We start from the raw sequence: 13,173 nt of genomic DNA, 5'->3' as shown, positions 1-13,173 counted from the left end.
GGACCGCCTGGCCGTAATCCTCGCAGGCCGTCTCCAGCGCATCGAGCTTGAATAGCCGATAGGTCGCGGAGAAGAACTGCGCTTGGCCGAGCTTTTGCCGCATGGCCTCATCCTCGACGTCGATGGGACGGCTGGTGACGAGGCGCGGATCGAGGAATCCGGCCTGCTTGGCCATGGGGACGAAATCGTTCCAATAGAGCGCGCCGCCGAGGCACTCGCCATAGAGCATGGGATCGGTGCGGATGTGATCGGAAAGCCGCCGGTCGCAATAGACATCGGCGAAATAGAGCTCGCCACCCGGCTTCAAGAGATCATAGGCGCCGCGCAGCACCGCGGGCTTGTCCACGGAGAGATTGATAACGCAGTTGGACACGACCACGTCGAAGCTCTGCGTCTCAAGGCCGAGCTCGTGGAGCTTCTCGATATAGCCTTTGCGGAAGGAGACGTTGGGGCGCGCGCAACCGAAGCGCTGCATATGCCAATCGAGATGGGTCTTTGCGGTCGCAAGCTGCTCGTCGGTCATGTCGATGCCGACGACTTCTCCCGCGGGCCCGACCAGCTGAGAAATGAGATAGGCGTCACGCCCCGACCCTGAGCCCAAATCGAGGACCCGCTTGCCGAAAAGCGCCGCCGGCACGGTGATGCCGCAGCCGTAATATTTCGCCGTGACGTCCGGATGAATGTTGGCCAATGCAGCCTGGAGGTGAGGCGGCACGCCACCGCCATCGCAGCAGGCCGACGTCTTGAGGTCCTGGGACGATTTCAGGACCTTGCCGTAATACTCTTTCACCACCTCGATATTCATCGCGTTGCTCCTGCATTGATCGCCGGCAAGACTAGCAGGACGGATTGCAGCCGGGCAGAGGCTCCAAGACACAGCTGCGTGAGCATCACGTGTCTTGCATGGCGCCGCCCCCGCCGCGAAAGCCAGTAGCGAGCACGTAGGTTTCCGCCGAATCCGCACGGCTTGCCTTCGGCTTCACGTGGCGCACTTTGGCAAAATCCTTCTTCAGCCGCATCATGAGCTCGCTGCCGCCGCCGCCTTGCAGCACCTTGGCAAGGAAGCTTCCGCGCGGGGCGAGCGCCTGCCGGGCAAGGTCGAGGGCCGCCTCCACCAGGGCCACAATGCGCAGATGATCGGTGGGCTTGTGGCCGGTCGCCGACGCCGCCATGTCGGAGAGCACGACATCCGCCTTGGCATCGCCGAGCACGAGCGTGAGCCGCTCCGGCGCGCCGGTGTCGCTCATGTCGAGCAGCAGCACCTCCACGCCGGGAATCGGTTCCATCTCGCTGATATCGGCGGCGATCACTCTGCCCGTACCGTTGCCCGCACGCACGCGGCTCGCGGCGACCTGGCTCCAGCCGCCCGGCGCAGCGCCCAGATCGAGCACCGTCATGCCCGGCTGCAAGATGTTGTGCTTATCGTCGATCTCGGCGAGCTTGAAGGCGGCGCGGGAGCGGTAGCCCTGCCGCTTCGCCTCCTCGACATAGGGGTCGTTCAACTGCCGCTGTAGCCAGCGGGTCGAGCCGGACTTCCTCCCCTTCGCCGTACGCACGCGCACCGAGAGGCTGCGCCCGCCACCGCGCGCGGGCCCGCGTCCGCTTTTCGTCTCTTTTACCATTTCAATCGTGGCATCTCGCCGCCCGCCCTTGACCGAGCCGCGCGCTGTGGCCCATTTCCGCCTTGTCCGCCTCTAACACACCGGCTGCATGCCCCGCTATTTCGTTACCCTCATCGTCGCCGTCGCGCTCTTCATGGAGACGATGGATTCGACCGTGATCGCGACGTCGCTGCCGGCGATCGCGGCGGATTTGGGCGAGGATCCCATTGCGCTCAAACTGGCGCTCACGTCCTATTTGCTCTCGCTCGCGGTCTTCATACCCTTAAGCGGCTGGATGGCAGACCGCTTCGGCGCCCGCACCGTGTTTCGCGCCGCCATCGTCGTCTTCACCCTGGGCTCGGCGGCCTGCGGTTTCGCGCAAGGCCTGCCCGACTTCGTCCTCTTCCGTATCATTCAAGGCATGGGCGGCGCCATGATGGTGCCGGTCGGCCGCCTTGTCATTCTGCGCACGGTGCCGAAGGCGGAGCTCATCTCCGCCCTGGCCTGGCTCACCGTGCCGGCCCTGATGGGTCCGGTGATCGGGCCGCCGCTCGGAGGCTTCATCACCACCTTCGTGTCTTGGCGCTGGATCTTCTGGATCAACATTCCGGTCGGCATGCTCGGCGTCTATCTCGCCTCGCGTTATGTGGCCAACATTCGCGAGGAAGGCCTACCGCCGCTCGACCTGAAGGGCTTTTTTCTGTCGAGTATCGGTCTCGCCGGGCTTGCCTTCGGCTTCACCACCATGGGCCAGGGCCTGTTCCGGCCTATAGCGGTCATCGCGCTGTTCGTTGTCGGCGCGCTCGGCTGCTTTTTCTATGTCCGCCACGCCCGCACGGCGCCGGAGCCGCTGCTCGACCTCAAGCTGTTCAAGATCAACACGTTTTTCGCAAGCGTGGTCGGAGGATTTCTCTATCGCATCGGCGTCGGGGCGCAGCCCTTCCTCCTGCCGCTCTTCTTTCAGCTCGGCTTCGGCCTCTCCGCTTTACAATCGGGCCTTCTTACGTTTGCCAGCGCCGTGGGCGCCATCGCCATGAAGACCACCGCGGCGCCCATCCTGCGCCGCTTCGGCTTCCGGCGCGTGCTCGTCGTCAATGCCGTTTTGAGCAGCCTGTTCATTGCGGCAGCCGCGCTCTTCACCGCGGAGACGCCGCATGGCGTCATCCTGGCGCTGCTGCTGGCCGGCGGCTTCTTCAAGTCGCTCGAATTCACCAGCATCAACTCGCTCGCTTACGCCGACATCGAGTCTAAGGCGATGAGCCGCGCGACAAGCTTTGCATCCGTAGCGCAGCAACTCTCCCTCTCCGCGGGCGTCGCCATCGGTGCCCTGGTGCTCGAGTTCGAGCGCATGGGACGCGACCATGCGACCGTCGTGGCGGGAGACTTTCCGGCGGCCTTCGTCATCGTCGCGTGCCTGGCGGCAAGCTCGGCGCTAATCTTCCTCCAACTGCCGAAGGGGGCCGGCGCTAGCCTAGCGGCGCGCGCACGCCCCATCGGCCCAAGCGAGAAGGCGGCAGCGCCCGTCGAGGCGGGCGAATAGGATAGGATGCGCGTGGCGGGGTTCAGGCGCGCGGGCCGGCCTCTGGCCTGCGCTGACCCATTTGGCGGTCCTGCCCATCCTCGGCCATCAGGTTGGTGAGAATACCTTCGCGCAAGCCCCGGTCGGCAACCCGCAACCGCTGACAGGGCCAGACCCTGAGCAGAGCCTCGAGAATGGCGCAGCCGGCGAGCACGAGATCGGCGCGTTCGTGGCCGATACAGGGTTGCGCCGCGCGCTCGGCGAAGCTCATGGCAATAAGCCGATCGGACACCGTGCGCACGTCATGCGCGCTGAGCCAACAGCCATCGACCCGCGACCGCTCGTAAACCGGCAGGTTGAGATGAATGCCCGAGATGGTGGTGACCGTTCCCGAGGTGCCAAGGAAGTGCGCGCTCTGATTGGCGATCCGCGCGCCAAATCCATGTTTCGCCTCGAAAGCTGCAACCGCGGTCATGACGTCTTTCACCATCGCCTCGTAGCTTTGGGTGCTGACGTCGCGTCCGCCGTGGCGCTCGGCGAGGCTCACCACCCCGATGGGCAGGGACGTCCAGGCAGAGATGCAGTTTTGCACCTCCAGCCGATCGTAGATCGAGCGCCGCCAAGGCCCGCGTAAGCGCGTCAGATCGAGCCAGATCAGCTCGGAACTGCCGCCGCCGATATCGAACACGAGCGACCAGTCGCAATTGCGATCGATGAGCGACGCGCAGCCGCTGACGGCGAGCTTCGCCTCGGTTTCCTGGGTTACGATATCGATGGCAAGGCCCGTCTCCGCCCGCACGCGCTCGATGAACTCGCCGCTATTGGCCGCGATGCGGCAAGCCTCCGTGGCGATCAGGCGCGAACGCGACACGCCGCGCCGCGCCATCTTGTCGGAGCATATTTTCAAGGCCTCGATGGTGCGCCGCATCGCGGCGTCCGACAGCCGGCCAGAACTCAGCACGCCTTCGCCGAGGCGGATGATGCGGGAGAAGGCGTCGATGACGAGGAAGCCGCGCCGCGAAGGCCGCGCGATGAGAAGGCGGCAATTATTGGTGCCGAGATCGAGCGCCCCATAGACGGAAGCTGCGGCCGGCCGCGCCGCCACAGACCCTTCCGTCTTGCCCCCGGCTGCCCCCACGAGGTCGTCTTGAGACGCGCCCTGCAGCGACGCTGCCGCGACGGGCGTCGGACTCCCGCCCCCCCGGCAGTCATCCGTCTCGTTCCGTGCGGGTTTAACCCCGGACGGACTCATGGCAGCCGTGCGGGCATCGCCGCTCGGCCCACTCACAATGATCGATCCTTTGGCCCGCACCCGCCCACCGTTTTTGTCATCGGGCGGCACGGCATTGATCCTATGTCTCTAGTCTAACGAGCTATCGCCTTGGGTAAAGCTTCGTTTCGCGCGCCCGCACATTTCCGAGGAATGTCCTAAATGGCCGCAAGCGGGCTATAACCGGACCTGGCTTTCGCCGCGTCCGCGGCCGAGGCGCCCGTAGCTCAATGGATAGAGCACCAGACTTCGAATCTGGGGGTTGCACGTTCGAGCCGTGCCGGGCGCGCCATTAAATCAATGAGTAAGCCACGAAAGGTGCTGCAGCGCTTTGCCTAGCAAGCACATAGTAAGCGCAGCGCGTGCGAAAGCACGCACTTTCCTTCTTAGATCCTCGGGCTTCTTGTTCGCGTATGATCCGTCATCATGGCTGCGCTTCTGACTTTCATATGGTGGATGCTCAACTGTCCATCGGCGGGGAAGCGATGAGTCATCGCGGTTACATGGGCGCTCTCTTTCCTTAGATACGCCGTTCAGATCGGCATGGCGTAAAGAGCTCTCTCAGCCACGGGGCCTGTGACGGGCTGGGAATAGCGGCTTCATGGGGCGCGAAGCTAGCCCCAGGGCGTTAGTCCGTAACCGCGCGAGAGGATTCTAAGCTGACTCTCACCTGAGCGAGAACTTCCTTCATATCGTAGGGCTTTTCAAAAAAAGGCCGCTCTTCACAAAGCTCCTTCACGGCATGTGCTTTTTTGGAATTGCCGGATGTAAGAATGACTGGAAGGCCCGGCCTGTGCGTATGGAGCCATCTAGCTAAGCCGAAGCCGTCCATTGGTCCGGGCATTCGGATGTCAGTGAGGACCAGGTCAATTGAAAAATCGCCGTTCTGGATAATTCCGATAGCTTCGTCAGCTGAGGCGGCCTCAAGGACTTTGAAGCCGCATTCTTGAAGGTGATCTGAGAGCAGGGCTCGGATGAGGAACTCGTCATCGACCACCAAGATGATAGGTACGACCTCGTTAGCGTCATGATCAGACAAACCGATGTCCTTACGCCTGTCCCCTCTCAAGCTGAACCTGGAGTGAGAGAAGTGGTTCCGGTAGTCGGTCTGTTTGGCTGGGAGCACGACGTCCCCCATCCGGCCGAGCGCCAGTAGCTATTAGGCAAGCTGGACGAACTCCACACGAAGAACGCGGGAAAGGTCTCATCGAAGCCGACGCGGCCCCGTAACAAAACACGCCACGTTTCGGAGATTATCCCACTTTGAGGCCTTCTGGCATCACCACCGGTCATGGGTATTAGCAATAAGGGAGCACCGCCTGCCCGCGCAAAAAACGACAACGCCTCCCCCCGGTTAGGGCCAGGGGAAGGCGGTGACGGCACTCAGTTCATTCGGCGCGAACATCGACCATACACTCCGCCATGGGAACTCGCCAGGGGTCTCCTCAACGAGCACGGTGCGGGGAAGCGGCGGGCCATCGTACCGCCAGCGTTAGGCCGCCCTTATGTTGGCAACGGCGGTCTTTCCGCTGCGATTGTCCACCTCAGTGTCAAATGAGACCTTCTGACCTTCTGCCAAGCTCGACATGCCAGCGCGCTCGAGGGCCGTAGCGTGAACGAATACGTCCGTACCTCCGTCATCAGGCTGGATGAAACCAAAGCCCTTTTGCGTGTTGTAAAACTTCACAACGCCCGTCTTCATCGGTCGTCCTTTCCTATCCTTACGATTCTACAGCGTCCGCTGTATGCAACGATAGGTGTGGAAGTCAACAGCAGTGTGGAGCGTAAAGGCGGGGGTAACGCCAGAAGCCCTGGGATCATTGCATGACCGTCGGGCATCATTTACTCAGTCATCGGAACAATCAGATGGCAGCGGGCTTATGCCGCTTCGGCTGTCGGCTGAGGGACATGAGCGGACACCTTCAAAATCGCGCTGCGGAAGTTCAGCTTCTCGTGCATTGAAGTTTTGACCCTTGAATAGGTGGTTAGCGGATGGCCGAAATGGGTTCGCGTTACCTGACAGTCACCTTACGGCGACGTTAACGCGAGAAACCGTTGGAAGCTCTTAGCCTTCAAGCCGCTGATAATGGATCAGTGAGGAATCAAATCGCCAAGTTGGCGTCGATGCTATGCTGCAGATGCCGTATGTGAGGCACCCCGAGTCTTATCGAGCGTCGTAGGCAAGCCTCCCGCTACTTCGATCGCTTCAGCGACCTCCTCGGGAACCGCGTAATGGAGCATGTGCCCCACGCCAGGAACCATCCGTAGATTACTGTGCGGAATCTGCGCGTGAAGCCGGCGCGGCTGCTTGGCATTGACGACACCATCCTTGGTGCCCGCCATGATAACAACTGGCATTGTCAATTCTTGATAGCGGTGCCGCATCGCGATGGCACCTGGGATCATAGCGACGCCGTCTTGACTCTCCGCGCGGATCTGCCCGGGCCGTAACGACATGTTTGGCGTGGAGCCCGTCGAGAAGTTGGCTGGTACGGGTAGTGGCGCGAACATTCCTTTGAGCAGTAGTGGCTGCAATAGTTTGCCAAGCAGAGGAGAGATCGAAAAGCGCAGCAGATCTCCTATGATGGGTATGGCCGGAGGTGAGGACAACAGAACGTCCGCCCGTAACGTTGGATAGTAATAGCCAGAGAGCAGAACGAGTCCTCTTACGTCGTTAGGACGGTTCAGCGCCATTGCCAACGCCACCGCTGCGCCCCAGGAGTGACCGAGGACAACAGAGCGCTTGATATTAACAACATCAAGCGCGTCTTTAAGAAGGTCGGCTTGCGCACGGGCACTCCATGCCGAACCATGCGGCCGGTCACTTGTATCCAAATCCCGGACGGTCGAACGCGATGACGCGATGATGCCTCGTGAGACGTTCCAGCACTCCGCTTGTCCGGAAATCCTCAGCCGTAACCACGTTGCCGTGCAGCAAAACGACTGGTGGGCCTTCGCCCCTCTCGATGTAATGAAGTTTGACTCCGCCGACGGTTACGAAGCGCCCGGTTGGCGGATGTTCGCGCTCGGCCTTACGTGTACGACATATGTTGTATACCGTCAGCCAACGAAGCCGCCGTCGCGACGACGAGTGCGCTCGCGCGCGATGGTTTTCAAACGCGGCTCATGGCTGAGTCCCTTTCGACGAGGCCTAAACGGCCCTCTGATTTTCCCGATAGAAGCGCAGCGCTCATTTTCCCGATAGAAGCGCAGCGCTCCAGGCCCGCGTCGCGACATGTATAGGGTGAAGGGACTCGGAGCGGAGATGTTCCAACGCTGTGACGCGAGGCCGCATCGGAGCCTCGATTCTGGGGTTGGATTTCGCCGATTAAAAGTCGGCGCCGCATGCCCTCCAGCCTAATAGGCCTAGCAGCGAAAGGCGGCGTCCTCTGTCTTTCCCGCGGCGACGACGCGGCGGTGTGCCACCGCATCGACCTGGGCTTCGGCGGCAATTCCCACTCGCTCAGATTTAACTCGCCGATCATCGACTTTTGACTTTTTCCCCTCGCACTGATTGGCCGGTCGAACGGTGCCTCGAATTGTGTCGAGTAGGCCACCTGCTTACCCCACGCTTGGCGGCAGCAGAAGCGGTTCGCGCCGGGTGGTAGCCAGACCACCAAACATCTCGTACCTGTCAAAGGACACCTGAAATACCACTGCCGCCCGCCGAAATGTCGGGGCTCAGCGATCAGATCGAGCCGTTGCTCAATTTTGTCTGGAACGACAATTTTGACAGAGCCCCGATCCTCTCCTTCCTTCAGGATCGTGATAAGTGCGCTCGCGAGCACACCTCGATGACTGGAGTTCCATGTGGTGCTGACAGTGAGGGGCTGACTGTCGCGTGGCAAGAATCCCTCGCGCACGAGCTTGTTCAGATCGAGCTTCAGACCATCTTCAAGGCGCACTCGCTGTCTCGGTCTTGCCGTCCCTCACACTCTCCAGGTGCCCTCATCTTCAACCTGCGGCGTTCGCCAATACCTGCTCCCCAATGCTCGCAGATCGCGCATGTTGGTGTCTACGCAGAGCAAAACAATCGGAGGAACCATTTTTGCCTTCGAACGTTGAAGCTTCAGTCGGGAAGGGATTACTCATGCATAACATATTCTGGATCATTGGCGTGGTCGTGGTCGTCCTATTATTGCTGTCTTTCTTCGGACTGCGGTAAGGCGAACTCTCGAATCATATTCAACTTCGATTGATTCGTTCTAGTGACTAAGGCATGGCTGGGAGGTGCTGTGCCGCAACTAATGGGCGCAAGCTGTTGGCGGCCACTCAAGACTCGCCGTTTACGGCGCGAGAGTCTGCGCTTATTGGATAGCGGCGTACCACCTTCTGTATTGACCCGCCGGTGGACGCGTGATCAACGCCTCGGCGAGTGCAAACCCCTTCTCTGATACCATGAGATGCGCCTCAATGTGGCTCTCGGTTCCGCCACGAGCGAGCTTCGTCAGGCGAAGGCTCATTACCTCCTGCGCCTCGTGACTAAAACGCGCGGAAGTGCCTCGTGACTAAGACGCGCGGAAGTGAAGGCAAAGTCCATCCAGGTTCGGAACATGGGGTCTCGCATACGAACGACGGCGAAGCTGCAAAGCCGACAAGAACGAAGTAAGGGATTAGCGCCGCGTTCTGGTGAGCACGCCGAATAGGAAGCCCAGTCCAAGGGCGATTGCCACTGCCATCAGTGGATTGCGCTTCATCGCCGCGTGGACGTCGTCAAACGCCTCGACGGCCATGTCTTGTGCGCGGCTGTACTGCTCGGTTGCCATGTCGGAGACATTACTGGCCACATCGGCGATCTCCGCGCCCATGGAAGTCGCCTTCTCCGCGGAGGTCTTGGCGGTTTCTGCAGCCAGACGATCGGCTAGGGAATTGGCAGCCTCTCTGTAAGTTTGGTTCGCAGTCGCCATATCAATAGTCCTTTCTTATTAGCCGAAGCGCCTGTGGGCGGGACGATTAACTTGTGGCTTGGAGGAACGTTCCGTCGATGCGCGAATTATCATCAAGGTTCGCCATTAATGGGGGCGTCTAGCGTGCCGTGCTTGGCAAAGGCGCACCACCGCTGAGCACCAAGAGGCAGTACCATGACGAAGTCGTCTACTCCCAAAGTTGCCGCCAAGAAGGCGCGCGGTGCACGTGGCAAGAGCGCCACCAAAGTTGCTGCAGAGAAGGCGCGCGGTGCACATCGCAAGCGTGCCACCAAAACAGCGGCAGAGAACGAGCCTGATTCATATCGCAAGACCTCTCCCAAAGTTGCCATCGGGGAGGCGCGCGATATACGACGCGAGGTCGCAGCTCAATTTGAGGAATCTCGCGATAGCCGAGTCCCAGCCACAATGCAGATGCTTGCTCAAGGGAGCGTAGCTCAGACACGGGAGGTCTATGAGCGTTCAAAGAACGCCCTCCAAGCCGTGCTAGAAAGCTGGCAGAAATCTTTCGGGACTGCTGGTCAGGACGCTGTAGCGCTCAACCGCAAGATCCTCGAAGTAGCTGAGCGTAACATTAACAACGGCTTCGATCTGGCAACGGGCCTAGCCGGGGCCAAGAACGTTGCCGAGGTCATGGAATTGCAAGCAGCTTATTGGCGTAAGCAGTTCAGTGAACTGCGGTTACCCCAGCGGCCGAAGTGAGGTGTCAACCAAAGTAGCTACTGAAGTAGCCAGACCAATCAAAGCCCAGCTCGACGCTGGGGTCCCAAGGCGAAATCAGTAACCGCTTTTGAAGTGGTAATTGAGGCGCGCTCGGACCGTTGCGAAATTTTGATCCTCATTCAGCACCAAGGGCTGGTCACCTGCAACGAGATGCGAGCTATCGGAGCCGAAGTCGTAGTAGAGGCCTTTATGTTCTTTGCGAAGGCGAAACTTCTTCCACACCTTCGGTCCACCAGCCTTGATGAGATATTTGCCGTCGGGGTCCGGCCAAATCTGGGGGTTGCATGTTCGAGCCGTGCCGGGCGCACCATTATGCTAGCAGCGATTGCCGAGCGTGAAGATGCAGCGCAGGCCTCTGCCGGTCGACTTGACCGCCGTTCCGGTGCCTTTGACGACACCGGTCCCGACCTGACCGGCGCCCTTGGCAACACCTTTACCGATCGTGGCGGTTCCTTGCACGGCGCCCTTGACCGGCTTCGTTTCGGCATGCGCGGGCAGGATGGTTCCGGCAACAAGGACCGCGGCGAGAAGCGGGAGCGTGAGACGCATGGTGTGTTCCTCCGTGGCTTTGTGGAGAGCGTTTTGCTCAAGATGAATTGACCAGAACAATCAAAGTTCCCTGCGCGGTTCAACCGCGATTGAGCCTGCAAAAATGGTGCGGAAATGCGTCAGGGTGGCGACGAACCCAGCGCCCGCACCTCCAACGCGAAGCGGTTGGGATCGCGCGTGAACTGCAAATAAATTTCACGCACGGAGTTCTCCGGCACGAAGTCGACGGTTACCTCGCTCGTTTCCACGACTTTGTCGCCTTCGAGCAGCGAAGCCTCGATCGGCACCTGTGCGGCGCTGGAATGTCCCTCGTTACGAACGGAGATCTGCAGAAGATAGAGATTACCAACCTGCTCGATCTCTTGGCTTTCTACGACGAGGACGGGAGGGCCACCGGAGCGCGTGAGCCCGTACCATCCCATGTAGCAAATGGCGAAGGCGATGACCGCTGCGCCGAGTGCGGCGGCGGCCCACTCCCACGGCGACGTCCCGGTCTGCTTTTGCGGCTCGGCCGCCTTGCGCGCCATCACAGGATCAAGCGCGCGAGCGCCGCCCCAATGGCGCCGGGAAGGCTCAAGACCACGCAGATGCTCAGCATCTGCTCCAGCGACAGCCCTTCCAGGCGCCCAAAGGTCCAGAGAATATAGAGGCTGACCACAAATACCGCCGCATAACCGACCACCGTGAATCTCGCGAATACGCTGAAAAACGACTCGGCGGGATGCCGCGCCTCGGTGCCGCGAAATTCCACGACATAGACGACGACATGCATCAGGGCGATCGAAACCACCGCCAGTCCGACATCCTTCCAGACCGTCATCTTATAGGCGATGACGGCCATCTCCTCGGTGGGGGCGACGTTGAGGACCAAGAACAGCGCCCCCACCATCATCAGAAAAATCTCGCCGACATAGTTTTGCCGCGCCGCCCGCTGGTCCCATTCGTCATTGCCGCCTAACTGGTTCTGCGCGAGCATCGCCCCAATGCTGCCTGGCACGAGTTGCAGCGCGATCTTCCCGACGATCTCCCGCAGCGACATCCCGGGTCCGATCAGACCGAACATCCAAAGCACGAAAAGCGCCGCGCAGAACGCAACCGCGATCGCCATGAGCGCATCCGCGACGTCGTCGACGATGTGGGTGTTCTGGCGCAGGCCGCCGAGATAAGAGAGCCAGACCAGCAAGGGAATAAGCACAATGAGGAGAAGAGCCAACCGTAAGGGATCGACATTCAGGCCGAGCGTCCACATCTCCATCGTCATCAGGAGGGGCAGCGAAAAAATGAGCGCGCCGGCGAAGGCGCGCCCTAGCCCTACGATAAACTCCCGGGTGGTTCCCGACCGCGGTTCTGCATTTGCGTGTGTGTTGCCCATCGCCGGTACGGCTCCGTCCCGAGCCTGCGCAAACGCGCTCTTTATTTGCGGCGATTGACCTCGGTGCGCGTGACTTCACCGGCGTCGATCAAGGCATTGACGCAGACCTTCGACAAAGACTTGCCTGCACGGTCCATGCAGCTCCGCAGTGCCGGGCTATCGATGCCGTATTCGGCGCAGAATTTGCGGTAGTCGTTTTGACAGGCCTGCCGCACCGGCTTGCTGATAGGCGCCGCCTCCGCCCAGGAGACGTACGACACCGAAGCGAGAGCGATGAGCAGGCTCGAAACTGTGATTTTCATATAGGCCCCCAAGCGATGTGACCCGTCCAGGATCGAAGACAGGCTTCATTTCTCCGGCGGATGCGACCAATCCGCCTCTCAACGATGATGGAATGCGTCGCGGAATTTTGCAAGGGACCGATGCGCGAGAGCCACGTGCTCGACAATTCTTTCGCGCCGAAGCAGCCGCCCGGAGCCGCGTGTTAGCGTATTGCGGTTGCCCCGACCCTCACAGGAAACCAAAGGCCGGCTCACACGATGTGGAAGCCGGCCCTGGATGACGATTCGTTTTACTCCGGCGGCGGCGGCCTGGTCTTGCCCTCGGTGATGGGCGCGGATTCCGAACTCGGCATCGCCGAATTGTCCGCATCCTCCATCGTATCCGGTGCGGGCGGCCTGGTCTTGCCCATGGTGCTGGGCGCGGATTCCGAACTCGGCATCGCCGAATTGCCGTTCGCATCCTTCATCGTATCCGGTGCGGGCGCAGGATCGGCGGCCATGCTTGCGGTCGCCGTCAAAAGCGCGGCCGTCAGAATTGCGAATGCGGTCTTCATTATGGTTCTCCTTGGGTTCAGTGTGGGATAACGCCCCGCCCGAAGGGTCGTTCCGAAACACGGACGTTTCCTGCCCTTTGACTACGAAATGCCTTCCCCCAGCCTCACTTTCGACCCAACGGCGCGGGTTAACTATGCGCATGCTTGAGCGCTTCCGCAGCCGCGCCACGAAGGCGATTGCCCTGACGCTTTGCGGCCTCGCGCTATTGACTGTCGCCGGCTGTGGCAGTCCCGGAACTGACATGCCCGCCCTCAAGCTGACCGCGCCGCCCGACGACCGCTAGAGCGTCCGCGCGGGACACTTCGTTTTCTATCGCTTGTTTTAGGCTCGGCTTTTCGCGTGGCGGATCCGCAAGCGAGGAACGAAGCGGCTTGCGGG

General features: G+C 60.8%; 15 protein-coding genes and 1 tRNA gene. 5 read left to right on the top strand and 11 right to left on the bottom strand.

Translation table 11 applies throughout. The annotated features are described in order from the left end of the window. Together ACR2J1_RS11120 and ACR2J1_RS11115 are read right to left on the bottom strand one after the other, a co-directional pair. Positions 1–805: methyltransferase domain-containing protein (locus ACR2J1_RS11120; RefSeq protein ID WP_434019392.1), on the bottom strand; the 805-nt coding region annotated here is incomplete at its 3' end. Positions 806–890: 85 nt separating this feature from the next. Further along, the gene (locus ACR2J1_RS11115) at positions 891–1,622 is read right to left on the bottom strand and encodes an RlmE family RNA methyltransferase (RefSeq protein WP_434019391.1); all 732 of its coding nucleotides are present in this window, start codon (positions 1,620–1,622) and stop codon (positions 891–893) included. Between the two features lie 88 nt (positions 1,623–1,710). On the opposite strand from ACR2J1_RS11115, the gene ACR2J1_RS11110 reads away from it, so the two are divergent. Then, positions 1,711–3,141, top strand: a complete 1,431-nt coding sequence (locus ACR2J1_RS11110; protein ID WP_434019390.1) for a DHA2 family efflux MFS transporter permease subunit — start codon at positions 1,711–1,713, stop codon at positions 3,139–3,141. 22 nt (positions 3,142–3,163) lie between these two features. Here the strand turns inward: ACR2J1_RS11110 and ACR2J1_RS11105 are convergent, their stop codons facing one another. Further along, a complete protein-coding gene (locus tag ACR2J1_RS11105) occupies positions 3,164–4,258 on the bottom strand; it encodes a Ppx/GppA phosphatase family protein (RefSeq protein ID WP_434019389.1) in 1,095 nt (364 codons plus the stop codon). 348 nt (positions 4,259–4,606) lie between these two features. Here ACR2J1_RS11105 and ACR2J1_RS11100 point away from each other — a divergent pair. Next, positions 4,607–4,682: transfer RNA gene (locus tag ACR2J1_RS11100), tRNA-Arg, on the top strand. Between the two features lie 336 nt (positions 4,683–5,018). Here ACR2J1_RS11100 and ACR2J1_RS11095 read toward each other — a convergent pair. The 4 genes from ACR2J1_RS11095 to ACR2J1_RS11080 all read right to left on the bottom strand — a co-directional run bounded on the left by ACR2J1_RS11095 (position 5,019) and on the right by ACR2J1_RS11080 (position 9,297). After that, complete coding sequence (locus ACR2J1_RS11095; protein ID WP_434019388.1) at positions 5,019–5,429, bottom strand: response regulator; 411 nt, start codon at positions 5,427–5,429, stop codon at positions 5,019–5,021. A 453-nt stretch (positions 5,430–5,882) separates the two neighbouring features. Next, the gene (locus ACR2J1_RS11090; protein WP_434019387.1) at positions 5,883–6,092 is read right to left on the bottom strand and encodes a cold-shock protein; all 210 of its coding nucleotides are present in this window, start codon (positions 6,090–6,092) and stop codon (positions 5,883–5,885) included. 425 nt (positions 6,093–6,517) lie between these two features. Beyond that, entirely contained in the window at positions 6,518–7,225 is a 708-nt protein-coding gene (locus tag ACR2J1_RS11085) for an alpha/beta fold hydrolase (RefSeq protein ID WP_434019386.1), read from the bottom strand. 1,778 nt (positions 7,226–9,003) lie between these two features. Beyond that, complete coding sequence (locus tag ACR2J1_RS11080) at positions 9,004–9,297, bottom strand: hypothetical protein (RefSeq protein ID WP_434019385.1); 294 nt, start codon at positions 9,295–9,297, stop codon at positions 9,004–9,006. Between the two features lie 174 nt (positions 9,298–9,471). Between ACR2J1_RS11080 and ACR2J1_RS11075 the strand changes: the two genes are divergently transcribed. Then, complete coding sequence (locus tag ACR2J1_RS11075; RefSeq protein ID WP_434019384.1) at positions 9,472–10,017, top strand: phasin family protein; 546 nt, start codon at positions 9,472–9,474, stop codon at positions 10,015–10,017. 336 nt (positions 10,018–10,353) lie between these two features. On the opposite strand, the gene ACR2J1_RS11070 is transcribed toward ACR2J1_RS11075, so the two are convergent. From ACR2J1_RS11070 to ACR2J1_RS11055, 4 genes are all read right to left on the bottom strand, one after another. Beyond that, the gene (locus tag ACR2J1_RS11070) at positions 10,354–10,587 is read right to left on the bottom strand and encodes a hypothetical protein (protein ID WP_434019383.1); all 234 of its coding nucleotides are present in this window, start codon (positions 10,585–10,587) and stop codon (positions 10,354–10,356) included. A gap of 119 nt (positions 10,588–10,706) precedes the next feature. After that, entirely contained in the window at positions 10,707–11,114 is a 408-nt protein-coding gene (locus tag ACR2J1_RS11065) for a hypothetical protein (RefSeq protein ID WP_434019382.1), read from the bottom strand. Next, on the bottom strand, positions 11,114–11,959 hold the full coding sequence (locus ACR2J1_RS11060) for a TIGR02587 family membrane protein (protein ID WP_434019381.1): 846 nt from the start codon (positions 11,957–11,959) through the stop codon (positions 11,114–11,116). The genes ACR2J1_RS11065 and ACR2J1_RS11060 overlap by 1 nt, the downstream gene beginning before the upstream one ends. Before the next feature lie 41 nt (positions 11,960–12,000). Continuing rightward, positions 12,001–12,261, bottom strand: a complete 261-nt coding sequence (locus ACR2J1_RS11055; protein ID WP_434019380.1) for a hypothetical protein — start codon at positions 12,259–12,261, stop codon at positions 12,001–12,003. A 237-nt stretch (positions 12,262–12,498) separates the two neighbouring features. Here ACR2J1_RS11055 and ACR2J1_RS11050 point away from each other — a divergent pair, with 237 nt between their 5' ends. Both ACR2J1_RS11050 and ACR2J1_RS11045 read left to right on the top strand, forming a co-directional pair. After that, positions 12,499–12,825, top strand: a complete 327-nt coding sequence (locus ACR2J1_RS11050) for a hypothetical protein (RefSeq protein ID WP_434019379.1) — start codon at positions 12,499–12,501, stop codon at positions 12,823–12,825. A 103-nt stretch (positions 12,826–12,928) separates the two neighbouring features. Next, positions 12,929–13,078, top strand: coding sequence for a hypothetical protein (locus ACR2J1_RS11045; protein ID WP_434019378.1), 150 nt, complete (start codon positions 12,929–12,931; stop codon positions 13,076–13,078). The last annotated feature ends 95 nt before the right edge of the window (positions 13,079–13,173 follow it).

This window comes from Methyloceanibacter sp. (genome assembly GCF_050999895.1).
In the GTDB taxonomy this organism is placed as follows: Bacteria; Pseudomonadota; Alphaproteobacteria; order Rhizobiales; family Methyloligellaceae; genus Methyloceanibacter.
Note: the sequence above shows the minus strand (reverse complement) of the source record. Positions and strands in the feature narration are given on the sequence as shown.